The 26,280-nt window shown below is 38.1% G+C and carries 17 protein-coding genes and 2 pseudogenes; 8 read left to right on the forward strand and 11 right to left on the reverse strand.

Going from position 1 to position 26,280, the window contains the following annotated elements; all coding sequences use genetic code 11:
* Positions 1-22 precede the first annotated feature (22 nt).
* The 3 genes from GQR87_RS10475 to GQR87_RS10485 are packed head-to-tail and all read right to left on the reverse strand — an operon-like array spanning position 23 to position 3,037.
* Positions 23-1,168, reverse strand: a complete 1,146-nt coding sequence (locus GQR87_RS10475) for an ABC transporter permease (RefSeq protein WP_158969095.1) — start codon at positions 1,166-1,168, stop codon at positions 23-25.
* On the reverse strand, positions 1,161-2,102 hold the full coding sequence (locus GQR87_RS10480; protein ID WP_158969098.1) for an ABC transporter ATP-binding protein: 942 nt from the start codon (positions 2,100-2,102) through the stop codon (positions 1,161-1,163). The genes GQR87_RS10475 and GQR87_RS10480 overlap by 8 nt, the downstream gene beginning before the upstream one ends.
* Complete coding sequence (locus GQR87_RS10485) at positions 2,099-3,037, reverse strand: HlyD family secretion protein (RefSeq protein WP_158969100.1); 939 nt, start codon at positions 3,035-3,037, stop codon at positions 2,099-2,101. The genes GQR87_RS10480 and GQR87_RS10485 overlap by 4 nt, the downstream gene beginning before the upstream one ends.
* 297 nt (positions 3,038-3,334) lie before the next feature.
* On the opposite strand from GQR87_RS10485, the gene GQR87_RS10490 reads away from it, so the two are divergent.
* The 5 genes and pseudogenes from GQR87_RS10490 to GQR87_RS10510 form a co-directional block, all read left to right on the forward strand.
* Positions 3,335-5,779, forward strand: coding sequence for a heavy metal translocating P-type ATPase (locus tag GQR87_RS10490; protein ID WP_158969102.1), 2,445 nt, complete (start codon positions 3,335-3,337; stop codon positions 5,777-5,779).
* A 4-nt stretch (positions 5,780-5,783) separates the two neighbouring features.
* Complete coding sequence (gene cueR / locus GQR87_RS10495) at positions 5,784-6,191, forward strand: Cu(I)-responsive transcriptional regulator (RefSeq protein WP_158969104.1); 408 nt, start codon at positions 5,784-5,786, stop codon at positions 6,189-6,191.
* Positions 6,192-6,523: 332 nt separating this feature from the next.
* Positions 6,524-7,054, forward strand: a pseudogene (locus tag GQR87_RS10500) (transposase); the annotation flags it as partial.
* 82 nt (positions 7,055-7,136) lie between these two features.
* Positions 7,137-8,117, forward strand: a complete 981-nt coding sequence (locus GQR87_RS10505; RefSeq protein ID WP_158969106.1) for a transposase — start codon at positions 7,137-7,139, stop codon at positions 8,115-8,117.
* A gap of 446 nt (positions 8,118-8,563) precedes the next feature.
* Positions 8,564-9,256 (forward strand): annotated as a pseudogene (locus GQR87_RS10510) (transposase); the annotation flags it as partial.
* Positions 9,257-9,534: 278 nt separating this feature from the next.
* On the opposite strand, the gene GQR87_RS10515 reads toward GQR87_RS10510, so the two are convergent.
* Positions 9,535-11,907, reverse strand: a complete 2,373-nt coding sequence (locus tag GQR87_RS10515; RefSeq protein WP_158969108.1) for a hypothetical protein — start codon at positions 11,905-11,907, stop codon at positions 9,535-9,537.
* Positions 11,908-12,499: 592 nt separating this feature from the next.
* Between GQR87_RS10515 and GQR87_RS10520 the strand changes: the two genes are divergently transcribed.
* Positions 12,500-13,123 (forward strand): hypothetical protein, encoded by a 624-nt coding sequence (locus GQR87_RS10520; protein ID WP_158969110.1) that lies wholly within the window; start codon positions 12,500-12,502, stop codon positions 13,121-13,123.
* A 69-nt stretch (positions 13,124-13,192) separates the two neighbouring features.
* Here GQR87_RS10520 and GQR87_RS10525 read toward each other — a convergent pair whose 3' ends face one another.
* Entirely contained in the window at positions 13,193-14,038 is an 846-nt protein-coding gene (locus tag GQR87_RS10525) for a YiiX/YebB-like N1pC/P60 family cysteine hydrolase (RefSeq protein WP_233267454.1), read from the reverse strand.
* Between the two features lie 404 nt (positions 14,039-14,442).
* Between GQR87_RS10525 and GQR87_RS10530 the strand changes: the two genes are divergently transcribed.
* Entirely contained in the window at positions 14,443-15,762 is a 1,320-nt protein-coding gene (locus GQR87_RS10530; protein WP_158969112.1) for a site-specific integrase, read from the forward strand.
* Positions 15,763-15,793: 31 nt separating this feature from the next.
* On the opposite strand, the gene GQR87_RS10535 is transcribed toward GQR87_RS10530, so the two are convergent.
* The 6 genes from GQR87_RS10535 to GQR87_RS10560 form a co-directional block, all read right to left on the reverse strand.
* Positions 15,794-16,414 carry a response regulator transcription factor gene (locus tag GQR87_RS10535; protein ID WP_158969114.1) on the reverse strand — a complete coding sequence of 207 codons (621 nt, stop codon included), beginning with the start codon at positions 16,412-16,414 and terminating at the stop codon, positions 15,794-15,796.
* Position 16,415: 1 nt separating this feature from the next.
* Positions 16,416-18,101, reverse strand: a complete 1,686-nt coding sequence (locus GQR87_RS10540) for a PAS domain-containing sensor histidine kinase (RefSeq protein WP_158969116.1) — start codon at positions 18,099-18,101, stop codon at positions 16,416-16,418.
* Between the two features lie 180 nt (positions 18,102-18,281).
* On the reverse strand, positions 18,282-20,366 hold the full coding sequence (locus GQR87_RS10545) for a PAS domain-containing sensor histidine kinase (RefSeq protein ID WP_158969118.1): 2,085 nt from the start codon (positions 20,364-20,366) through the stop codon (positions 18,282-18,284).
* A 268-nt stretch (positions 20,367-20,634) separates the two neighbouring features.
* The gene (locus GQR87_RS10550; protein ID WP_158969120.1) at positions 20,635-21,072 is read right to left on the reverse strand and encodes a universal stress protein; all 438 of its coding nucleotides are present in this window, start codon (positions 21,070-21,072) and stop codon (positions 20,635-20,637) included.
* Between the two features lie 163 nt (positions 21,073-21,235).
* On the reverse strand, positions 21,236-22,624 hold the full coding sequence (locus GQR87_RS10555; RefSeq protein WP_158969122.1) for a CorA family divalent cation transporter: 1,389 nt from the start codon (positions 22,622-22,624) through the stop codon (positions 21,236-21,238).
* Between the two features lie 98 nt (positions 22,625-22,722).
* Positions 22,723-23,760, reverse strand: coding sequence for a mechanosensitive ion channel family protein (locus tag GQR87_RS10560; RefSeq protein ID WP_158969124.1), 1,038 nt, complete (start codon positions 23,758-23,760; stop codon positions 22,723-22,725).
* Between the two features lie 378 nt (positions 23,761-24,138).
* Here GQR87_RS10560 and GQR87_RS10565 point away from each other — a divergent pair, with 378 nt between their 5' ends.
* A complete protein-coding gene (locus GQR87_RS10565; RefSeq protein WP_158969126.1) occupies positions 24,139-26,232 on the forward strand; it encodes a bifunctional diguanylate cyclase/phosphodiesterase in 2,094 nt (697 codons plus the stop codon).
* The last annotated feature ends 48 nt before the right edge of the window (positions 26,233-26,280 follow it).

The raw sequence follows: 26,280 nt of genomic DNA on the forward strand, positions 1-26,280 counted from the left end.
CATTTTACTAACTATTCCAACACTACTCCAAGTTTTTATGAAAGCGCAGGGAAGCAATGGTTAACCCAACTAAGATAAAACCCAGTAAATAGAGCATATCAAAACTCATATTTAATACTTCTACATCTCGTAACACTACGCCTCGAATTAAACGTATGTAATGGGTGGCTGGTAACACTTCTGCTATATATTGAGCGAAGCGGGGCATGCCTTCATAGGGAAACATAAAACCCGACAGTAGGATGGATGGCAGTAATACAAAAATCGTCATTTGCATTGACTGTAATTGATTTTTAGCCACAGTCGATATCATTAAACCTAAGGTTAAACTGGCTAAAATAAATAAAGTGGTAGCAATAGCCAACTGCCATAAGCTACCCACCACCACTATATCGAATAACACATAACCTAAGCCTAAAATAATCATCACTTGTAACGCGCCAATAAATAAGTACGGAATAATTTTTCCTAACATCAGTTCTAAGGAATGCACTGGCGTGGTGATTAAAAATTCTAGATTGCCGCGCTCGCGTTCACGCACTATGGCAGCCGAAGTAAACATGATCATTGTCATGGTTAAAATTACTGCGACAAGGCCTGGCACAGTATTCACCACAGTACGTTGTTCGGGGTTAAACAGTAATGTCACTTCAAATGTTGGAATTTGACGATTCACGGGTTTATGCAATAACTCACCTAGCGGCATATTCCGTAAGCTTTTAATGCTCGCAGCGATCATAGTATCAGAGCCATCAACCACCCATTGCCCAACAGGGCGACTGGTTTCTTCGTCGGTGGCGCTTGGGCTACCTAAACCAACACTACTGTGGCGGGCGACTCGATTATCTACATCCGCGGGAATATATAAAAATGCCCTGATGTGTTCACTATTAATGGCTAATTGTGCCTGTTCAATAGTGTTGTAATACTCACTGATTTTAACCACTTGGCTTGCTTGTACTGTTTGAATTAACGCGCGACTCAATCCCGTTTGGCTATGATCAACCACACCTACAGGAATATCTCTTACTGTGGTATTAATGGCATAACCAAATAACACCAATTGGATCAGCGGAATTAAAATCACCATGCGTAATGTCATACTATCGCGCTTGAGCTGTAATAGTTCTTTGCTAAGTATGGCTTGAATGCGCAGTAAGCTATTCATGGTTAAGTACTTTGTGTTGAGTGTTTCCTGTTGAGGTAACAAACACATCTTCTAAACTCGGACGTACTAATGATAAACACTGTTGGCTTGGCATATTAGGTTGTTTGCCTAAGAACTCACAGGGATCGTTAATGTCATTACTGACAATCACTCGCAGACGTGCACCAAGCTGCGCAGCGGTTAGCACTTCGGGGAGTTTGATTAACTGCTGTTTTAAATGCCGTAAGTTTGAGCCATTTACTTCCACAACATGGGCTCCCATTTGTTGCATTAAGTCTTCTGGTTTGCCATCGGCTCGTTTAACTCCAGCATCTAGAATTGCCAGTTTGTGGCAGCGTTCAGCTTCATCCATATAATGGGTAGACACTAAAATAGTGGTGCCTTGTTCAGAAAGGTCGAATAATTTTTCCCAAAAATCTCGACGGTTTTGTGGATCAACCGCTGAGGTGGGTTCATCTAAAAACAGGAGTTCCGGTTTATGTATGGTAGCAGCCGCAAGGCCTAATCGTTGTTTTTGACCGCCACTCATACTGCCAGCTAATTGTGTCGTTAAGGCTTCAAGTTCATACAAAGTAATTAATTCTTCAATACGTTGTTTACGTTGCGCTGCTGGCAAGCTATATATCTTGCCCACAAATTGCAGGTTTTCTAACACAGTTAAATCATCATAAAGTGAGAATTTCTGGGTCATATAGCCAATGCGCAGCCGTAATTTATTGGCTTGTTGCGGTAACTGGCACCCCAGAACTTCAATGTTACCTGATGTTGGTTTAAGTAAACCTGTGAGCAAACGAATCGCTGTGGTTTTACCGCAACCATTGGGGCCTAAAAAGCCATATATTTGGCCTTTTTCTACTTGTAAGTTTAATTTATCTACCGCTTTGAGCGCGCCAAAATGCCGAGATAAATCTTGGACATTAATGACAATGCTCAAGGTAACAACACCTGCGCAGGTAGGCCACTAGGTAAATCAGCTGCACTACTAGGTAATTGCACCTCAGCTAGATACATCAGGCGGGCGCGCTCTTGTTGATTTAAGGCATAATAGGGAGTGAAAGCGGGTTCATTTGATATCCATCTTAAGGTGCTGCTGAACAACTGCTCACGGCCATCTACTTGTACATTTAGTTTGTCACCAATAGTGAGATTAGCGCGATAAGTTTCTGGCATATAAACCCGGGCATAAGGCGCTTCGCCAGCTAACACTATGGCTAATGGGCTTCCTATAGTGACACGTTCACCTAAATTCCAAGGTAAATTATCCAGTATGCCGTCACGGGTAGCGGTAATAGTCAGATCTTCTAGTTTATTTTGTTCCCCTTGTAAGGTCGCTTGGGCAGCGGCTAAGTGCGCCTCGGCAATGAGTAGATCTTCATCCCGGGTACCTTTTACCAATTCTGTTAATTTTTCTTTGGCGCTTTGCTCTATAGCTAATGCACTGTCTCTTTCTGCTCTGGCTTTTTCGACACTATCGGCGCTGGTTAAATCTACTTTGGCTATTTTTAGCTGTCGTTGATAATTCGCCTCAGCTTGGATCAGTCTGGCATTCGCGCCTTGCTTGTTAGCTCTGGCGGCGGCAATTTCTTCTTCTCTAGCACCTTTACGTAATTTAGCTAGATTTGCTTGGGTTTCGGCTACATTAGCTTGGGCTTTAGCCACCATAGCCAGTTGAAAACTATCATCAAGTTTAACTAATACATCACCCGCTTTGACAAAACTGCCTGGGGATATAGGTAACTGTACAATCACTTCATTTACCGTTGCAGAATGGGCAATTCTATCTCGCTCTAAGGTACCCAAGGCTTGTGGCGCATCGTTATTGCATGCACAGAGTAACAGCAGAAAAGAATAGATCTTAATATTGCCCATAAACATTCTCCTAAAATTGCATCTATAAACTGCGATGTTTCGGCTTACGTGAGTGTTAGTCGATGTCAGATACCAATTTATACTATTTTTACCTTAACGGGGCTGGATCTAATAGTAAAAAGGTTATTTATATTAAATAGATAAATATCAAATTGTATTTTTTATAGATGGTAACTTGGTGGCTCTTTTACGTTAATTCTTATTATATTTTATATTGTTAAAAACCTCCTTGACCTTACCATGGTGGCAAGGTTTAAACTCATTACAAGTTCTAAATAGTAGTCGCTGGAGAAGTTTATGAGTCACCCCACAATCCAACTTAAAATTATCGGCATGACTTGCAGCTCATGTGTCAATCGTATTGAAAAAGCATTACAAAAAGTGGTTGGTGTAACTAGCGCCAGTGTAAATATGGCCACTGAAACTGCGACTATCGAGCTTGCCCAATACAATAGCGGTAGCGGCAATAATAGTGCGAGTGCCAATATCAGCGATCTAATTGATGCAGTCGTTGACGCTGGTTATCAAGTTGCAATACATGATTGGCAATTTGCCATTAAAGGTATGAGTTGTGCGTCTTGCGTGGCCAGAGTCGAAAAGGCAATCCATAAAATGCCTGGCGTGGTGACAGCTTCGGTAAATTTAGCCAGTGAAATGTTACAAGTCACCGTTTTAGCTACGGTAACCAAGCAAGACATTGAGCAAGCAGTAGAGCAGGCCGGTTATAGCGTTTTGCCGCCTGAAGTAAATAACAATGTAACACCTGTCGTTGAAACTCAAAGTCTATTTAAACAACCTTGGTGGCCAGTTTTAGCATCAGCTGTGCTCACCTTACCTTTAGTTTTCCCTATGTTTGGCATGTTATTTAATCAGCAGTGGATGTTACCAGCATTTTGGCAATGGTTACTTGCTACACCCGTACAATTTTACTTTGGTTTTCGATTCTATCGAGCGGGTTGGGGCGCTTTAAAGGCGGGTGTGGGTAATATGGACTTACTGGTCGCCATAGGTACTAGTGCCGCCTATGGGCTGTCATTATATTTGTGGTGGAGCTTTACTAGTCAAACCGACATGCCGCACTTGTATTTTGAAAGCAGTAGCGCCGTCATCACATTAGTATTATTAGGTAAATACTTAGAACATAAAGCGAAAAGAAAAACCACCGATGCACTGCGAGCATTAGAAAGCCTGAAACCGACTCAAGCTACAGTAAAACGAGACGGAAACTGGCAAACTGTGTTGGCATCGTTAGTTAAAACCGATGAAGTGGTGCAAGTTAAACCTGGCCAACGTGTGCCTGTGGATGGTGAGATATTACAAGGGCAAAGTCACTTAGATGAAGCGCTGATCAGCGGTGAATCGATTCCCGTAAGTAAAAAAGTTGGAGACTCAGTCACCGGTGGCTCTGTTAACTTAGACGGCATTCTAGAAATTCGCGCCACTAGTGTGGGTACAGAATCGACTTTATCAAAAATTATCCAAATGGTAGAGCGCGCCCAAGGTGCCAAAGCGCCTGTGCAAGCAATCGTCGATAAAGTCAGTAGTGTATTTATTCCTGTGGTGTTGCTGGTAGCGCTGAGTACATTATTAATTACCGGCTGGTATCAAGGGGATTGGACCAATGGCATTTTGAATGCTGTCGCAGTATTAGTCATTGCTTGTCCATGTGCCCTTGGTTTAGCAACACCGGCGGCAATCATGGCCGGTACTGGCACAGCAGCACGATTGGGCGTGCTCGTTAAAGATGCGATTGCATTAGAACAAGCTAAAAAAATAGACTTAGTAGTATTTGATAAAACCGGCACTCTAACCGAGGGTAAACCGGTATTAACTACCATGACAGCAATCAAAGGCAGTAATGAATCGTTATTGCAGTTAGCTTATTCATTACAAATAGACAGCGAACATCCATTAGCTAAAGCTGTGGTCAATAATGCTTTAGAAAAAGCGGTACAGGCTTTGCCAGTACAAGATTTTCAAGTGGTAGCAGGTCATGGTGTAAAAGGTGTGATTGGTAAAGACCTTCACAAGGAACAAAATGAAGAGCTAGGCGAACAACTAATCTTCATGGGCAGTAGTTATTGGATGCAACAATTAGGCATCAATCTACCCAGCGAAAATGTCCCCACTGGTGGCTCAGTTTCTTGGTTAGCCAGTCAACAACATGATAAAACCGAATTATTAGGCCTGTTTTGTTTTAGTGATAAATTAAAACCTGACGCAGTAAAAACGGTTAAAATTTTGCAACAACAAGGCATTAAAGTTGCCATGTTAACCGGAGACAATAAAGCCAGTGCCGCAGCTGTAGCAAATGAGTTGCATTTAGATGATTTTAAAGCGGAAGTATTACCTGAAGACAAAGCTAAGTATATTTTACAGTACCAACAAAAAGGTCAATTAGTGGCTATGGTGGGCGATGGTATTAACGATGCGCCAGCATTGGCCCAAGCCGATTTAGGTATGGCCATGGCATCTGGAACCGATGTGGCGGTTAGCGCAGCCTCTATTACATTAATGCGCAGCGAACCAAGTTTAGTACCAACAGCTTTAATGATTGCCCGGCTGACTTATCGAAAAATAAAACAGAATTTGTTTTGGGCATTTATCTTTAATGCAGTAGGTATTCCATTAGCAGCCTTTGGTTACCTTGACCCGATTATTGCTGGCGCGGCCATGGCCTGTAGTAGTTTATTTGTTATCAGTAATGCCTTGTTATTACAGCGCTTTAAGTTGGAGAAATAACACTATGCCTAAACTGGTGACCATAGGTGAAGCCGCACGTTTAACTGGGCTGAGTGCAAAAATGATCCGCCACTATGAAAAAATTGGCGTGTTACAACAGCCTAATCGTACAGACTCAGGTTATAGACTTTATAATCAGGCACAAATTCAACAACTTGGATTTGTCTATCAGTCGAGAAAACTCGGCTTTTCAATGCTCGAAATTAAATCACTATTACAGTTTTGGCTCGACTCAGGCCGAGAAAGTCGCAATGTAAAACAACTGGCACAGCAACATTTACAAGACATTAATGACAAGATAGCCGAGCTACAACAAATGAAAACTGTGTTGCAACAACTAGCTGATCAATGTGATGGTGACGGTAATTCAGAGTGTGCTATTTTGGATGGTTTAGCGCAGTTGCCTAGTTAGTATATTCGCTTCGCGAAGGGAGGTTATGTGCTGCGCTTATTTATGTGCTTCGCACACAAGGCACGACTTCGTCGTAAAGCATGTGCTTCGCACACTAAGATACGCACTTCGTGCACGGAGCATGGCTTCGCCACTTATGTGCTGCGCCACTTATGTGCTACGCACACTACTATGCGCTTCGCTTATGGCATCCATGCCTTTTTTCTAGCCGCATCCCTGCGGCCCGATTTACTTCTTTTCAAAAAGGTTACCTAGACACCCATTTTAAAATTTAGCAAAAATCTGGTTTTGTTCTAAGCTTTAAGGTATTCAAACAACCAAGGATGGTCGATATGCCCCAGTCACGTAAATCCCAAATTTCTCTTGTTGATACTCCTTATTACCATTGTGTTTCTCGCTGTGTTCGCCGCTCATTTTTGTGTGGCGAAGATAAATTCACAGGTCAAAGTTACGAACATAGACGGGGTTGGGTAGAAGAGCGTTTGTTGTTTCTTGGCTCTGTATTCTCAATTGATATTTGTGCTTATGCGGTGATGAGCAATCATACGCATATAGTGTTATGTGTTGATAAAGAAGAAGCCGATAAATGGTCATTAAAAGAAGTACTTTATCGTTGGCATCAATTACATAAAGGCACATTACTTAGCCAACGGTTTATGCGTGACGAGTCACTCAGTAAAAGTGAGTTATTCACCTTACATGAAACGATTAGTATTTATCGTCAACGTCTTTATGACATCAGCTGGTTTATGAGAAACCTCAATGAATACATAGCCCGTGAAGCAAATAAAGAAGATAACTGTACAGGCAGGTTCTGGGAAGGGCGATTTAAATCTCAAGCGCTGCTTGATGAAAGCGGGTTACCTTGACACCCATTTTAAATTTTAGCAAAAATCTGGTTTTGTTCTAAGCTTTAAGGTATTCAAACAACCAAGGATGGTCGATATGCCCCAGTCACGTGAATCCCAAATTTCTCTTATTGATACTCATTATTACCATTGTGTTTCTCGCTGTGTTCGCCGCTCATTTTTGTGTGGCGAAGATAAATTCACAGGTCAAAGTTACGAACATAGACGGGGTTGGGTAGAAGAACGTTTGTTGTTTCTTGGCTCTGTATTCTCAATTAATATATGCGCTTATGCAGTGATGAGTAATCACACTCATATAGTTTTGTGTGTTGATAAAGAAGAAGCCGATAAATGGTCATTAAAAGAAGTGCTTTATCGTTGGCATCAATTACATAAAGGCACATTACTTAGCCAACGGTTTATGCGTGACGAGTCACTCAGTAAAAGTGAGTTATTCACCTTACATGAAACGATTAATATTTATCGTCAACGTCTTTTTGACATCAGCTGGTTTATGAGAAACCTCAATGAATACATAGCCCGTGAAGCAAATAAAGAAGATAACTGTACAGGCAGGTTCTGGGAAGGGCGATTTAAATCTCAAGCGCTGCTTGATGAAAGTGCAGTATTAGCCTGTATGGCTTATGTGGATTTAAATCCCATTCGAGCCAAAATGGAAAAAACACCTGAAACGTCCAAGCACACCAGCATTCAAAACCGTATCCACAGTCTAATCAAAGGAGAACAACCCACAAAGCTTATGCGTTTTGTGGGTAATCACAGACAAGATATGCCCAAAGGCATTGCTTATAGCTTGATAGATTACTGTGAATTAGTAGACTGCACCGGCAGGTGTATTAGGGAAGATAAAGCGGGTCATATCGAACATCACAGCAGTCCTATTTTAGAACGGCTAGGCCTTGATTCTGACCAATGGTTGACCCTAACCACAGAGTTCGAACAACACTTTCATACAGCGGTAGGCAGTGAGCATATGATGCAACAATTTAAACACCACACAAACCATCAACGCATACGAGGGATGGCAAAGGCCAAAGCTTTACTACAACAAGCCTAAACAATAAAACCTCCAACTATATTAAATCAACCCACACAGTGGCGATTCTTGCTGCCTGCAATTTGAGTTAAGTCGCATATTGCTCGGTATTTGTTACATCTAAACCATAAAACCCTATTTTAAAATCAAAGAATACAAATATTCAGGTAACTTTATGTTTGTTGATTAAACACCAATTGAGTATTTTACTACTTTGGGTGTCTTGGTAATCATTACTACAACAAGCCTAAACAATAAAACCTCTAACTATATTAAATCAACCCACACAGTGGCGATTCTTGCTGCCTGCAATTTGAGTTAAGTCGCATATAGCTCGGTATTTGTTACATCTAAGCTAAAAATCCTATTTTAAAATCAAAGAATACAAATATTCAGGTAACTTTATGCTTGTTGATTAAACACCAATTGAGTATTTTACTACTTTGGGTGTCTTGGTAAAATTCTTTCAATTACATAAAGGCACATTACTTAGCCAACGGTTTATGCGTGACGAGTCACTCAGTAAAAGTGAGTTATTCACCTTACATGAAACGATTAGTATTTATCGTCAACGTCTTTATGACATCAGCTGGTTTATGAGAAACCTCAATGAATACATAGCCCGTGAAGCAAATAAAGAAGATAACTGTACAGGCAGGTTCTGGGAAGGGCGATTTAAATCTCAAGCGCTGCTTGATGAAAGTGCAGTATTAGCCTGTATGGCTTATGTGGATTTAAATCCGATTCGAGCCAAAATGGAAAAAACACCTGAAACGTCCAAGCACACCAGCATTCAAAACCGTATCCACAGTCTAATCAAAGGAGAACAACCCACAAAGCTTATGCGTTTTGTGGGTAATCACAGACAAGATATGCCCAAAGGCATTGCTTATAGCTTGATAGATTACTGTGAATTAGTAGACTGCACCGGCAGGTGTATTAGGGAAGATAAAGCGGGTCATATCGAACATCACAGCAGCCCTATTTTAGAACGGCTAGGCCTTGATTCTGACCAATGGTTGACCCTAACCACAGAGTTCGAACAACACTTTCATACAGCGGTAGGCAGTGAGCATATGATGCAACAATTTAAACACCACACAAACCATCAACGCATACGAGGGATGGAAAAGGCCAAAGCTTTACTACAACAAGCCTAAACAATAAAACCTCCAACTATATTAAATCAACCCACACAGTGGCGATTCTTGCTGCCTGCAATTTGAGTTAAGTCGCATATTGCTCGGTATTTGTTACATCTAAACCATAAAACCCTATTTTAAAATCAAAGAATACAAATATTCAGGTAACTTTATGTTTGTTGATTAAGCACCAATTGAGTATTTTACTATTTTGGGTGTCTTGGTAATCGCCCTTTTATTTACAGCATTAAAGTGACTTCCAATTAGAATCTAAGTTATCCCCGCATTAATGGAAGTTAATCTGATAATTTGCTAGGGATAAAAATATCGAGTAAATAGTCAATTTCACCAGCAACCATTCTTTCCAGGTAGCCGTTCGATAAGGTTACACTTTCAACTGTTATTGCATTAGTTAATTCAAGTAATGGTTTAGAGCTTAACTTTTGAGAAGGTAAATACAGTGAGATATTGTATTGATATTTACACTCAATTTTATCCGCTTTAACATTTTTGTTACCAAACACATTTCTACTCTCAGTATAAGCACCATAAAAACTACCAGAGAGTTTTAATATGAGCACATAATTAGGATGAGAATCCCGTGAACGTTTCAAGGCTGCTTTGGTTATTTCTTTCCTATCAACATTACATTTACTATCCACTTCTGACTTTTGGGAGTATTGAGTGCGTAAGCTAAAGCCTTTAGCCTTGTTAAGCGTACTCCATACTTTTGCTCCCGGTTTAGTATCAACAGCAGCGGGGTACTCGTATATAAAACGACCTCTTTCGGTAAAGAAATATCTTTCGATTAATGAGTCTATAATCCCTGATTTTTGGAATTTTCTTTTGTCATTTGCAGCTAGCCAACTGTAATGCCTGGCCGTTAGAATTTCACGTCTATAGTTTAAAGAAGCATTAAGATCGGCCGCAAGTCGAGAAGAAAAATCGATGAAACCACTGTAATATTTCTCTAGGCTTGCTAATTCGTTTAGCGTTTTGGTTTTGCTTATCCGATATTTATAAGCCGGTTTTTGGGCGATTAAAAATTTGGCACAATGGTTATTAGTACTTTCAATAACTTGAATGAATTCAGTATTTGATTTTAAACGGTCATATTTTTTTGTTGAACTTTTCACTAGTTCACGACAGCGGATCAATTGCTGCGTCTTATCTTTTATAGGATAAATTTCATTTTGTAATGTGCTTGCTATAGATTTGATGTATGGAGCCGCTATTGTACTTTGTTGCTTGATGGCAGCATCTGAAATAGCTGATACATTTTCTGGAGTTAAATAATCAAGCATTAAAGCATAAGTTTTCTGCCAATTTTTGACTTCATAATAATGATCAACCGATGTTTTTTGACTTAAGTCTTCTATCACTACCGGTATGACAACCTCATTTAACTTAGCTCTGATTTTATCTTCTATCACTTTACGTTGGATTTCGGATAATTTTAGAAAATACTGCTGGTGTTCATATCTAAAATCAGCTAATTCAATAAGTTGAGTAATGTTTAATTCAAGCGATGCTATTTTTTCATCGATAAGTGTCGTTGCTTTACCCGTTGAAATATTTCTAGCTTTGGCTGTCAATAATTGTGTTGTTGACTGCTGTGTGTCCATTTTTGAACTAATTTCTGCATTTTGTAAGAAGGTGCGTATCCAATCATAAAAAACTACCGGCTTAGAGACATCTTTAATATAGCTATCGTTCTTAATAGCCGGCACCATGGCTGATAACCAGCCATTATAAATAGAGTTAGCAACGCTATTTATAATGATACTTTCATTATATTTGACCAGCGGCTTCGTAAGATAAATGAGGGAGTTTCGATATTTTTGAAGCTGCTCTTTAGGCGTAGAACAATAATTAGTTCCAGCTATTTGGCGACTAATATTATTTAGAAAACTACTTGGCTTGGCAAAATAGGGTTGATTAAAAATCGTTGCAAAAACGTCATGATTATACATTATTTGGTTATAATACTCGCTATGCCACCCATATCTTGTTTTAGATAGCTCGGCAAAGAATGTATTCACCCATTGTTTAGTTTGGCTAGTACAATAATTAATTGCTCTAGTGTTATACCTGTTAGCAGGCTGATTAAATATACTTTTTCCGGGAACATGTTGTTGTCTTTCCAGGGCTTTGGCTTTATTGCTTTGTGCAAAAACATTAACGAGTTTTTGATAATCCTTACCAGGGACCATAATCATGTTTGAGCATGCTTCTAATGGTCTTATTGCAGTACTGACTTTCGCGGCAATAATTTCTTCACTCTGGGAAAAAACACCTTCAATGCGAGTAAAAGCAGTTTTTGTTTTAGGGCGAAAAAGCGTAAAAGTGCCTGAGCGCATTTCAACAATGCCGGTCATTTCAGTCACTGGAACACTTAGCCTAGGCCTTCTTTCACTATCGATACCGTAATTTAGACTGAACTTAGCTGTTAAATCTTGCCCTACAGAATTCAGTGAAGTATTAAACCAGTAGTTATAGCCATTACAATGAATAACACTCATCCATTGTTGATTTATAGTCTGCTCGGAGATAGGTTTTAGCACCGCAGGCGCGTTGTTTCTTGCTGCAACATTATTGGGTGTGCTATTACAGGCTACTAAAAATATAGTAACGATAGCAATGATTAATTGAGGAGCTATTTTTTTCATAGTGCAACATCCTGTCAATGTTAATGAATTTGGTAATACTCAATTTATCGATAGTTTGATATTAAAACTGGGCAGGTTTATATATAACGATCTTAGTAATAGGGTGATTTTGCAAGTGGTAAAACTACTTCAGATAGGAATTTTTGTATTTTATTCTACATCTGCTGATCGCTATTAATAAAACATTATGCTTTTCATCTGGCTATGTCAATAGTATGAGATTTAACCTGTAAGTTATGATTATGCTCGGATTGTAAATAGTATGACTATAGGTTTATTGAAATATATGAGTAAACACAATCGTTGGGGACAGAGAGACCTTGCTTTATCAAACTGTCTTTGACGCTGAATACTATTCACTGCTTAAAAAAATGTTTGGATGTGTGATAGATGGCTATTACGATTTTATTTCTCTTCAAATTAAACACTCTTCACTTTAATTTTATTTTTTTGTTACTTGTAACGGTAATTACATCCAATATGGTAGGTGTGGTAAGTTTACTTTTTATTTTTGTTACAAGTAACAATTCATTGTATGAATTTGCTAAGGGTATTACTATTAAAAACAGAGCCCAATTTGTAGAAAGTTTAGATGATGAAGCAAGGTAATAAGAAAGTAGAAAACCCTGATGACATTTGGCAGCAGTTTGTTGCCAAAGGTTATGTTGAAAAATTGCTTCGTGCTGAGGACTTTATTGATAAGCAAACAGTGCTGCCTGCATATAGTGATGCTTTTCCTAAACAAGCCATGAAAACCATTAAAGGCGCATTAACTGATGATGCTTACCTTAAACTCAATGGCCGCTGGCGAAAGTTTAAATATGACAAGTCGAATAACAACACAACTATTACCATTCATAAAGATACCTTACTGAAACTGAAAAAGTTTGCTGAAAAATCTGGCTTTAAAGATGATGCTTATGACTTTGCCTTGGAGTTTTTACTCGATCCAGAAGAAAAACTTGAGCCCTATATAAGCAACGATGAGCTACTTAACATGGAATCCTTTATGAATGTCGAGCAAAGTATGACTTTGCTCAAGGCTAAGTTAAGACTGCGGCAACACACTTGGAAACAGGTGCTGAATATTATTGAATATTCATTCAGATGTGGCTGGTTGGCTTGTAAGTCATTACGGGCAAACAAACGTACTCAAACTGCATTAGATGAGGCCTCGGAAAACTTTGTAGATGAAGCTAAGGGCCTTAAAATATAGGACCTTGCATAGGTTAGCTTATGGGGCAGGTTGCTAGCTACTTTGTTTCTCTGTGCCACATAACCATTTCTAGCGCTGTTTAATACCAGTATCGGCATTTGATTGTTCATCTATCCAGGGAATATTCTTGTAGTTAAAGCCTTTTTTAAGGGTGGGTTTGACTATTTCAAAATATGGCGATAAATCAAAATCCCTGGGGATAAAATGGCTGTAATGGCGTTTTTCTAGACGGTCGTTGGAAATTTTCGCCCGCCTAAATAATGAAAAAGGCTTCGCCGGTATGGGAGTGCTGGCCACTTGATGATCATTCACTCTGCGCATTGGCAAGATAGGATATCGAATAGACTGAAACGCTTGAGCGACTAAGGTTGAACAAATGGCTTTAGTGGGGTCGCCACTACCAAACTCTAACATACCCCGTCGAAAACGTTGTGGTACAGGCGGAGTAGGTAACAAGTACCTCATTAAATCAATAATGTTTTTTGTGTCATATTGCACGCCAATTCGGGCAATTACATAATCTAATAAAACCTGAGTGTCTTTATCTGTCAGGCTCACAGCACGGCAAATACGCATATTAAAACCAGCATATTTATCTAGAGGCACAGTAATCACGCCTTCAACCACATCAGCTTCTAACAGAGGTAATAAGTCATCCTGTTTACCAATATAAATGCATACATGAGACCAAGTAGATTGTGTTAAATACTTAATGGCGGTACTAATACGGCTATTGCCTTCAATCAATATTAAGTCACCGAGTTTAAGGGTGTCTTGTAATTGCTCTGTGGTCATGGTGCTAAAGGTTTGGTACGAATCTCTTGGTTTATTTAAAAAGGCTGCTAATTTATCACCTAATGCATTGCCAATGCGTGATATCAACCCAATATTTTTATTTGTACTTTTTACTGACATTATAAGTAGTTAGCCATTGTTAAGACTTTTAGTGACTGTCAAAGTTATTGTAATAACTGCAGTTAAATACTCTAAAATATTAACGCGCGATATTTAATTTGACAGAATATGATTAGTCCAAGAATAATCGCTATAAGGTTACGATACAACCAAGAACAGTTTAGGTAGATGTGACAACAGTATTTTATCTATGTTAGTGAGCTACACGCTAGGTAAATTAAACCTAGGTTATCTGACAAAACTAGTTTTAATTCACGTAGGAGCGCGTTTTGATATTTGGACTAATAAACTCTAATGGTTGTAAATACAGCTTAAAGTGGACCTAATATAGAATATATGTCAATTCGTAATAATTGACATTATTACGAATTGACTATGCACATATATGATGTAAAATCCCCCTTATGAAATATCATCCCATAACAGACTCTATCAAGCTTATTCCCATGCAATTGTCATTGTTGCGTGATTCTAGCCATGATACTAAAAGCGAATTTGGCCAGGTGTACCCATCGTTAGATTTGTATTTAAATGAATTCGAATCTTCAGGTATCCACGCCCGAAAAGATCTCGAGTTATTACTGCGCTTTTTAACCAATGTGGTTGGTAGCTCTGTTGGCACTCAAAATCGTTTTAGGAATGAAGCCGAACGTTTTATGCTGTTCTGCTGGAATGAAAAGCAAACCTCTGTTTTACAATCTGGCATCGATGACGTTCGAGAATATATTGATTGGATTTGGTCGCCACCTAAAGCCCTTATTGCCGATACTACTATTGCCAGTCGATTTAAGTCACAAGGCAAATCTGATATTCGTTTAGTGAATCAGACATGGCGTCCTTTTGTGCATCGTTTATCTAAGGCTGAGCGTAAAACCCAATCTTTAATTACCCCTGAGAAAACGGGTAAGAGCCAAGTTAAAGCAAGGTACAGCCTGAACCAAACATCACTGCAAAATTCTTATGCGTCGCTCAATGTGTTTATTAAAGAGCTAACCGAGCAAGAACATATGCAACGTAACCCAGTGTTATTAGTGAAAAAAAGCTGTAAGTATCTGATAAAAGGTAAAATTTATAAGCCACCACACACCTTAGACGATGATATTTGGCAACTCTTTATTGAAACCCTGACAGACGCTGCAGATCTAAACCCAATCTATGAAAAACACCGGTTTTTAGTATTGTCTTTAAAGGTGTTGTTTTTAAGAATTTCAGAACTGGCAGATAGAGATTATTGCACCCCAGTATTTGGTCATTTTAGACAAGATGTTTCCGGTGAAGGTTGGGTTTTGAATATAATCGGCAAAGGTAAAAAAGAGCGCTTAGTCACAGTACCAGACGGCTTTATTGACAATGTATTGATACGTTATAGAGAATCTTTAGGTTTGTCTCCCCTGCCCCAGATTGATGAATCTACGCCTATTATGCCTTCACAAAAAACCGGTGAACCGCTGCATCAAGACAGCTTGAACAATATGGTTGAAGAAGCCTTTGATTTAGTGATTAAACAATTAGTAAAAGCCAAAAAAGTTCAGCAAGCGCGTTCTATAGCTGGGGCATCGTCACACTGGTTAAGACATACAGGTGCCACCCAAGCGTTAAGTGAAATAAGCGAAACCATGTTAGCTGAAGAGTTAGGTCATGCAAGCGTGAAAACCACAGTAGAAATTTATGTAGCGCCCGCTCATAGAGACAGAATTAAAACTGGCGTTACCAGAAAACTGTAACGAGAAACCCTATGTTAGATGAAGATGTACCTTATTCTGATTCAATAATTTCTTGTTCTAATTTAAAGCGCACTAGTTCGGCTAAGGTTCTTACTTCTAGTTTTTTCATCACTTGAGAACGATGCACTTCTACTGTTCGTTCGCTTATTCCTAAGTCATAAGCTATCGCTTTATTCATCTCACCTCTAGCAACACGTTCAAAAATTTGTTTTTCGCGCTCTGAAAGTAGCAGTAATTTATTAAGTCTAAGATTAAGTTCATGCTGTTTAACACTTCTACTAGAATCAATTGTGAGGGCTTGATTGATCCTGTCTAGTAAGTCTTGTTCTCTAAATGGCTTACGGATAAAGTCAATTGCACCTTGGCGCATCGCTTCAACTGCCATTGGAATATCGCCATGACCTGTGATAAAAATAATCGGTAAGTTTGAACCTAATGTTTTTAACCTTTTTTGCAGATCTAACCCTGTCATTCGTGGCATACGAATATCAAGTATCAAACATCCACTCATTTTACTGTCATAATCATCAAGAAAATCGACTGCATTACTGTACATTTTGACCACATGACCATCTATTTCAAGTAACAGGCTTAGGCCGTCGCGTATGCCTTCATCATCGTCAACCACATATACAGTTTGTTGTTCTTTCATATTAGGTCTCTTGTTTGGTTGTAGGCAAGGTAAAATAAAAGGTTGCGCCGTTATCAGTATTATTTAAAAAATTTATGTGCCCTTGATGTGCTTCTATAATTGCTCGGCTAATAGACAAGCCCATTCCCATACCTGTTTTGTTGGTGGACGCAAAGGGCTGAAACAGATGTTTTTCTTCGTTCTGAGATATTCCATTACCCCTGTCAATGACTGCAAATACAACTGAATCATTTTGGTTGCTTTCGCTCACTCGTATGGTAATTACATTACCATTTCGGCAGATTATTGCTCGCATAGAGTTTATGGCATTACGTAAAAGGTTAAGAATAACTTGTTGAATTTGCACAGTATCAACCATAACGATTGGTAGTTTTTTTGCAATGTTTGCTTCAATTTCAATATCGTAAATACGCGATTCGGCTTCTGCCAGTTTAATCACTTCTGTGACTAACTTGTGGCAGTTAGCCGCTTGTTTTTTTGTTTCATTTTGTCTTGTCATTAATTGCAGACGTTCAATAATGGCCCCGGCTCTTTGCGTATGTAAACTTAACTTGTCAAAGATTTCGGGTACTCGTTTATCGTCCCCTGAATCTAACAAACGCTTACCTGCTTGAGCAAATAAAGATATGGCAGCAAGTGGTTGATTAATTTCATGAGCAATACCAGAAGCCATTTCACCCAAGGCATTTAAGCGGTCTACGTAAGCCAATTGATCTCTATGAATACGGGCTTCATCTTCTGCGGCTCGTTGTTGTGAAATATCTCGAATCGAGACTACAAATGTTGGAGTTTTTTGTGCGGGAACTTCACTAACAGAGAACTTTACAGGAAATGTCATACCGTCCTTTTTTAAGGCGTTAGTTTCTTTGCCAACAGTATGGAGCCTTGCTGTACTGATGTTTGCTGTTACATTATAAATATCAGTCTCTTGCTCTTGCCAGAATTGAGGTACGAGTAAAATAATATTGTTGCTCTGCATATAATCTTTAGAATAGCCAAACATAGTTTCAGCTGAGCGATTGAAGCTTGTAATCATCCCTGTGGAATTAATGGTTATAACAGCTTCTATTGCTGTATCAACTAATGCCTCCGAAAAAGCTTGGGTTTCTTTTAGGGCTAATTCAGCTTGTTTTCGAGCGGTAATGTCACAAACAAAGCCTTCAATACAAACCTCGTTATTACCACTGACTCCAACGCTACGGCCACGATGCCACACCCAACGTGATAGACCACTTTTGGTATTAATTCGACATTCAAAATCATACATTTTATTATTATATACTGCGTCATTTACCCATTTTATGACGTCATCACGATCTGCACTGTCTATCAAATCAATCAAACTGATATGTCCATCTATGATGTAACTTGCCTTATAACCCGTTAGAGAAAAACATGCGTCACTTAAAAATTCAACGCGCACCTCTATCTCTTTACTAGGGTTAATCACAACTCTGTAAGCTGTCCCGGGTAAATTTTGTAATAACGTTTTCAATTGTTCTGCGTTGTCATTATTGGCAGCGGAGATCTTGCTGTTTTTCATAGATTGATGAACAAACAATACAAACAGAGTGCTGAATAAGATAACAATACTCAGGTAAAACATTAGTGTACCTTCATCACTAAAGATGAAAGAAATAGGTGGATAGGCATTTTGTAGAGACCAAATCGTGTACAAAATTGCCATGCAACAGGCTCCAGTCAAAATCCCTGACCACAAGGAAATAAAAGGAGAAACTTTTCTCAGTAATAAATAGCTGGGTGCACTTATCAACCGGGTCCTCACAACACATTGGAAATTTTAAATAGACATTAATTATATTAACTATGTAAGCAGGGTCCAATTGTGGTTGTCCACATAAATTACTTATGGGTAGCTATTTTCACTCTGAACAGTAGGAAGTATGAAATAAAATGCAGATCCAGCAGTAGGATTTTTAGCATAGTGAATACTCCCACCATGCTCTTCTATGATACTTTTTGAAATAGATAAACCGATTCCAGTGCCATTCTTTTTAGTGGAAGAAAAAGGGGTAAATAGCTTGCAAACCATGCTATCAGATAAGCCACATCCTGTGTCTATAACCGATATTTTAACGCTTTTTTGCGTCATTAATTGCATCTGAAGTTCAATAATATTACCGTTTTCAAGCCCCCTATCCTGCATTGCTTCCATACCATTTCGCAGCAAATTTAGCAGCACTTGCTGTATTTGCACTACATCGACAAATACCTGTGTGAAAATTTTACAGTGATTAAACTTTATATTTATATCTCGCATTCTAGCGTCTGGCTCTGCTAGATTAGCCACTTCATTAATGAGCTTAAAACAATCAACCAATTCCTTTTGTCTATCCCCTCGTTTGGTCATTGCTTGCATTCTTTCTAAAACCGCACCAGCGCGATGGGAATGTTGACTTAACTTGTCAAATATTTCAGGCATTCTGGCAAAATCACCTCTGCCACATAGTTTTTTACCCGATTCAGAATAGAGTGAAATGGTGGTTAAAGGTTGATTGATTTCATGAGCAATACCCGCCGCCATTTCTCCTAATGAATTAAGTCTATCGGCATGAGCCATTTGCTCAATATGAATACGCTTTTGGTCATCTGCTGCCCTTTGTTGGGTAATATCTCGGATCAAACCAACAAACACTCTATCTTGTTGATTTTTAATTTCGTTCACCGATAAATGAATGGGAAATATACTGCCATCTTTGCGTTGTGCTTCCAGTTCACGTCCATTTCCAATAATTGCCGATTTATTGGTCTTTAAATAATTACTTAAGTAGTCATCATGTTTACTGGCGTATTCTTGAGGCATTAACAAATTGATATTTTTGTTTTTAATTTCATCAACTGTATAACCAAACATTTTTTCAGCAGCATCATTAAAACTTTGTATAAGACCTTTTTGATCGATTGTTATCACCGCTTCCACAACAGATTTGACTATGGCATCTGAAAATTCGTGGCTACGCAATAGATCAACTTCGGCTTGTTTAATATTGGTAATATCAGTAATAAACCCTTCAATAATCGATTCATTATTGATTATAGATTTAACCGCTTCTCCTCGCTCCCAGATTAACCTTATACGATTGTCTTTAGTCAAAATGCGATATTCAAGTTCAAATAAACTATTATTTTTTATGGCTTGATTTACTGTTTGATAAACACGATGGTAATCTTCGCTATGGATTATCTTACCCCACAGAATACTGTGTGTTTCGTATTCTTGTTTAGTGTAGCCAGTGACAGTCAAACAACCTTCGCTAGCAAAAATCATTGGCCAATTTTCTTGATTCCAAGATTGATAAGCCATGCCTGGTAAGTTTTTTAATAAATGCGCTACTTTATTCCTATCGTCATTAATGACTCTTGCTTTATTTCGGGCAGACAAAGCAGCGTAAACAGATAAACATATAAACAGCCACAACAAAATACCCAGCCACAGCAATATTTGGTTCATTTTAAAATAAGAATTATTTAAAAAATCGGCTTTTGGTAAGATGTTAATATGCCATGTTTGATTATCTAGGGTGAAGCTCGATTGTCTGCTCCATTCACTCTGATCTCCTAAGGTCGTTGATTGATTTGAATAGCGTTTTTTACCATTAACAGATAAAACAAACTGGTGTTCTATTAGTAAATATGAAGGGATTAAACTTTCGATGTATTGATCTGTAATATTTTCCTTAAATTGAGTTGAATTAGCAGCCGTAACAGAGGTATTCATTTTATCTATAAGATTTTGTTGCAGTAATGAGGCAATACCTGTTGCGGTATTTTGGGTTAAACGATTCACATGTTCACGTGCTTGTGATGAGATAGAAAGTAAAGTTATGGCGATAATGGCAGCAGCAAATGCGCCAACAATAATTGAGTACCATAAGTGCGCGTAACGTGAAAAAAATTGGACTATTGACACTTTGTTACTAGGGTTTGTCATTTATACAATCCAATTGTTAGTAGTCTTTTGTTTAACAGCCGTTGGTTTTTACATACCAAGTCATTGGTCTAGGGTAAGAATAAACTCCGAAGATCAATATTACAATAGAATCAGAGTCTTAGGGGGATTACTATCTGCGTATATTGAAAAGTTTGGCTGGAGCGTGCTTAAAGTGATTTTAAGATTAAATGTTATTTAAAAAGATGCCCTGAATAGAAACAATTGATGGTTAATATTCAGGGGCGACATTCTCAATTAAACAGGGCGACTAATCCTCGTGAATACGTACCGCCAATACATCTTGTTTAACACCATGCAGAACTGAATTTGCGGTAGAACCGAGTAGTAATTTAATACCGCTGCGGCCATGAGTACCAATGACAATTAAATCAGCTTTAATTTTGTCTGCGATATGTTTAATTTCATCCCCTGCTTCGCCTACTTTTAACAGTACTTTTTCCTCGGCAATACCGAACTGTTTGGCAATCCCTTTTAGCTTTTCACTGGCAAGTTCAATCCGTGTTGTATCTTCAACCATGTCTAAATTGGCCCCATATAAATAGGGTTGTATATAAATAGAAGGCATGGGAATATAAAGTAAACTTAGCTCATCAACTGAATCACATATAGTTAATGCCTTTTGAATAACGCTTTCGTATTGGGAATTGATATCAATGGCGACTAGTACATTTTTGTAATTACTCATTTTATTAATCCTTCAAACCATTACTAAAATTAACAATTACTACTATGCAAAAAAGTGCTTGTCACTGCTATTAGGTATTACCCGTAGTCGAATGTGGCTAGTACTTGGACAATTAAATGGGTTTTATATCGACAATTCTAAGGTGGCGACTAAGTTCTAATCTTCAGCGTAACCACCCTTTTATTGCAAAAATATATAAACTCAGGGTCATTGTTACCCCTACCCCAAATGCAATTTGAGAAAGGGTTGCCGGCCATGGTGCATCTGTTATATTCATGCCAAGTAGACCCCCAATTGTTGCTGGAATTAGTGCCAATGCTGTAAGTAAAGCCAATAATCGCATTACCCGATTCATTTGAAAGGATGCAACATTAAGGCGTAGATCAACTAAACCCTGCAATGATTCTCGTATATCTTCTATGTTGTCATAAAGATCCAATGCATCATCAGCTAAAAACCTAAATGGCTCTCTAGCGCTGGGACTCGCATTGGCGATATTTATTTTGCCACTGTGTAAGTCTCTGATCACGCTTTTCAGATGCTTCATACTGGCACGAGTTTTTAAAATGTCAGCCCTGAGGGTAAATGTACGTGCTAAAAAAGCGTCGTCTGCTAATAGACTTTGCTCAAGCTCTAGATTAGTTAGCATGACTTCAATAGTTTCAGTTACTTGGGTATAAGCTGACATTATTTCACTGACCAAGGCTAACGTCGCTCTGACAATCTTCGGAGTATTAGTATCAATACTAGACAATCGTAATTGTACTTTTTCATCTAGATCAGTATGCTCGCGACTCATGACAACAACATTTACAGCAGTACCGACCAATAAAATCGGCGTACGTATCAGACGTTCGCCAGGCAACATCGGCCTTGGGTAGCGCACAAAAAAGGTAGAAAAATTTTCAAGAGTATCAAAACCAGCACTCGATGAGCTGAACAGGCCTTTTACTGCACTGACAGGTACTCGCAATGCTTCAGTGATAGAGATTAGACGCGATTGATCTAAACCAGAAATGAATAGCCAATCTGGTTGGCCATTACTGATCCGGTTTAAACCTTGCTCCCAGCTAATGACTTCAAATTGTGTCCCTGTGTTACCTAGTAACTGTACTTTTAGCTCGGTTTCTGGGTGATTAGGACTATTATTAGCCGTTTTGTCGTCAATTTTAAGCGCTAGACTTGACCTGGCTCCCAATAAAGCAATGCGTCCCACTCTGATTAGTCTGAAAACTGGCGAATGTCTCAGTACATCCGGTACCAAAGGAATAAAAGCAATTAAAGCACTTAATATAATCAATATATCAATGACACGCCTGCCATCAATTACAAATTCCATTTTATATTTAGCCAGCAATAAACCACTTGTATATTCCAAAATAAACAACAGGATAATGGCATATTCTAGTCCTGCCAATATGAGGTTTGTAGAGTCATTAAATTCAAATACTAATGGAGCTATAAACAAAAATAACGATAAAAGAGCAAAGAAGCCAAGCACGGCATCAGTGAGAAATCGTTCAATTAACTTGATGAGAATTATCTTTTTCAAATTTGTTACTCCTGAGGCACATATACAGAGTCTCCTTATTCCAGGTTCTTAGCCTGATTGACTTAGCAACTAACAACTAGACGCTAAAGTAATGTTGTTTAATCTGTTTTACTGTCCTGATTTTTTAAGCGCTCTTCCTCTTCTTCAAGTTGGCGATTTAACTTTGTTAATTCAACTTCAATTGTTTCACGCTCTACATCGCTTAAGGTTTCTTTGCCTTTTTCTAAGTTCGCAGTGTGTTGTTCAATTGCGGTTTGAATATTTGTGATGGCTGAGGCCATTTCAGCTTTATCAAAGGCCAGCTTCTCTAAATTGTTTTCATTACTATCAACTTTAGGCTCAGAATATTGTGGGATGATAGCTTGTTCCCCCATGACACGTGTGTTCATAAAGTTAGGAGATACGATTTCTATTTTGTCTGCATGTAAGCGATCTAGTACAGCATTATACAGCTTGGCTTTAACGGATAATAAATGGCTTATATCTGCTAAATGTCCAGCAATTCTATAAGTCACAGAAAAGTCGCCTAAACTTTGGATTTGTACAAATCCTTCTGTTAAACCAGCATCTTCTGCGGCTAAACATAATTGCTTGGCAATGCGTTGTCTTGAAATGTCATAGCCTAAAGAAATATCAATCGACACAATCGTACCTGAACTTTTTACTACTTTTACTGGATAGGTGACCATATGGATATTAGGGATTGTCACAAGATCACTTTTATCTGTTTGGATTTCAATGTGCAACAAGTTCATTTCTGTTGCTCGGCCTGTAATATTATCTACCGTAATGTAATCACCTAACTTGATATTTTTAATTATCCTTAGCATAACGCCAGCCAAGATATTGCTGATAAAAGTAGTGGAAGAAAATGCAATTGCGGCACTGAGTAAAATACCAAATAAAGTTAATAATTGACCTCGTAGCGCATCACTTAACGGTAAAGCAATAATAATTGCTACCACAGAGACTAAGGTCAGAGACAACATTATGAACTGAAAAAGAAACTTACGTTTTTGCCAACGCTCTTTCAAGTAATGATTAAGGACAGCTAGCAGTATAAAACTAAAAAATATTGTGATTAAAAGGATCACAATATTATAACTCGCAGAAAACATGTCCAATATATATGTCATTGTTACAACCTTAGGGATTAGCTAGATAATTAAGAACTTTTTTGTCGTTATCGCCTTAGGTTTGTTAAACCCAATAATTCGTATTTAAACCATATCTGGGTTAAAAAGTCTTCTGTAAAAGGAGAAAACCCTAAGTAATTGTTATAAATACATAAAGTAAAAGTCAAAATTGTCGACTAAACTAATATTAATTAATAACTATTACCTGAAAAGCTATTATCTATGTGTTTTGCTGTAAATGACCAAAGAGTTTTTTTATATAATAGTATTAATTCATAACACACTGATGTACGGTAAATAATATTCACCATTATGATACGAATGAACATATATTTGGTTGGCTAAATAATCAAATGACATTTTTGGACCTTGTGTATTATGAAATCAAGTAAAACTAGCAATATTCTTGCTCACCAGCAGGTGACTAATGATACTCTTCATCAGTTATTTGATGAAGTTAATGCTATTTCAGTTCAAGGATATGACGAAGAAAGGCGAGTTATATATTGGAATGAAGGAAGCGAATTACTTTACGGTTACAGGAAAGATGAAGCTTCTGGAAAAAAGTTAGAAGACCTCATCATTCCAGATACAATCCGCCAATTGGTGATTGATGCTCACTATCAGTGGATAAAGAATGGCATTGAAATCCCTGCAACGGAAATTACCTTACGTCATAAAAATGGTAATGATGTTTCTGTGTTTTCTAGTCATGTCATGTTCACCAATCAATATAATGTCAAACAAATGTATTGTATTGATATCGATTTATCTGATGTTAGGCAAGCTCAAGAACAAGCTATGTTTAAGCAACATATGCTCGAAACTATCTTTACTGCTATTCCTGATTTATTTTTCTTGATGACTGATGATGGAACTATCATTGATTATCATGCTAATGATGAACAAAATCTGTATGTTTCGCCTGAGCAATTTGTCGGCGCTAATATCAACTCTTTTTTACCCGAAAAAATTGTCATTTTATTTAAAAAAAATATAGCTAAGTTGAAACAACATAAAGGTATTGTTAGTTTTGAATACGAACTTGATATGCCTCAAGGGCAGGCATTTTTTGAAGCCAGAATTAGCCTTTTGTCCAAATATAATCAAATTGTAGCAATTATACGTGATATTACTGAACAACAAAAAACGGCAGAATTAATTCGTCATCAGGCATACTTTGATAGCCTTACTTCCCTACCAAACAGATTTTTAGCTCTAGACCGTTTATCACAGATGTTGGCCAGCGCTGAAAAAAATGCAGAAGAAATGGCCGTTCTTTTCATAGATATAGACGATTTCAAAAAAATAAATGATTCTCTCGGACATGAAATAGGCGATAAATTATTAGTCAGAGCTGCAAATAGATTACAAGATGTCATTCGCAATGAAGATACTGTTGGCCGCCTAGGGGGTGATGAATTTATTGTCTTACTTAAGGGACTTACAGATCATGAAGCTACTATGGACAGTGTCGAAAATCTGCTTAAAACATTTAGAACGCCTTTCATTCTGGATGGAAGAGAAATTATGCTCACTATCAGTATTGGCGTGGCTATTTACCCTGATAACGGCAGATCATCTTCTGACCTAATACGAAATGCCGACACGGCCATGTACCAAGCAAAATCTTCAGGTCGTAATACTTTTTCGTTTTTTACTGACGAAATGAACGTCATAATGCAGCGCCGTTTTCAAATTGAAGAACAGATGTTAGGTGCATTAGCAAATAATGAATTTGAAGTGTATTACCAGCCTCAGTTCAATGTTGAAAGCACCAAAATAATCGGTGCTGAAGCTTTACTTCGTTGGCATAATAAAAGTCTAGGAAGTATCAGGCCTGATGAGTTCATTCCCATTGCAGAACATACAGGGCATATAGTCCCTATCGGTGAATTTGTTATCAAACAAGCTTTAACCTTTTTGAATAAATGGCAAAAAATCGACCAACAGGATTATACTATTTCAGTGAATTTATCCCCCCGTCAATTTAGGGACACGGAGTTAGTGCAATTCATTAAAAACACCTTAAAAGACACCAATATTGCGCCACAATTTTTAGACCTTGAAATTACTGAAGGAGTTTTAATGAGTGGCCAATCCTATATCCTTCAAGCCTTCACTGAAATTAATCAATTAGGTATTAAAATAGCAATGGATGATTTTGGCACAGGTTATTCGTCTCTTAGTTATTTGCGACAATACCCATTTGATGAACTAAAAATAGATCGTAGTTTCATTCAAGGTATTACTACGAACAAAGCAGATTGTGACTTGGTAAAAGCGACTATAGCCATGTCACATAGTTTAGGATTAACTGTGGTAGCTGAAGGAGTTGAAACGATTGAACAATTGCAATCGTTAGACTATTTGGGTTGTAATTTTGGTCAAGGTTATTATTTGAGTAAACCTATACCTGCAGATGAGTTGTTAGATTTTTCAGCTAATCATTTGAACAAACTTCGAAATTAACGGTTTTATCAGCAAACCGTTTCTATTATCAGGTTAAAATAAATGACT

Source organism: Paraglaciecola sp. L3A3, assembly GCF_009796765.1.
Classification (GTDB): domain Bacteria; phylum Pseudomonadota; class Gammaproteobacteria; order Enterobacterales; family Alteromonadaceae; genus Paraglaciecola.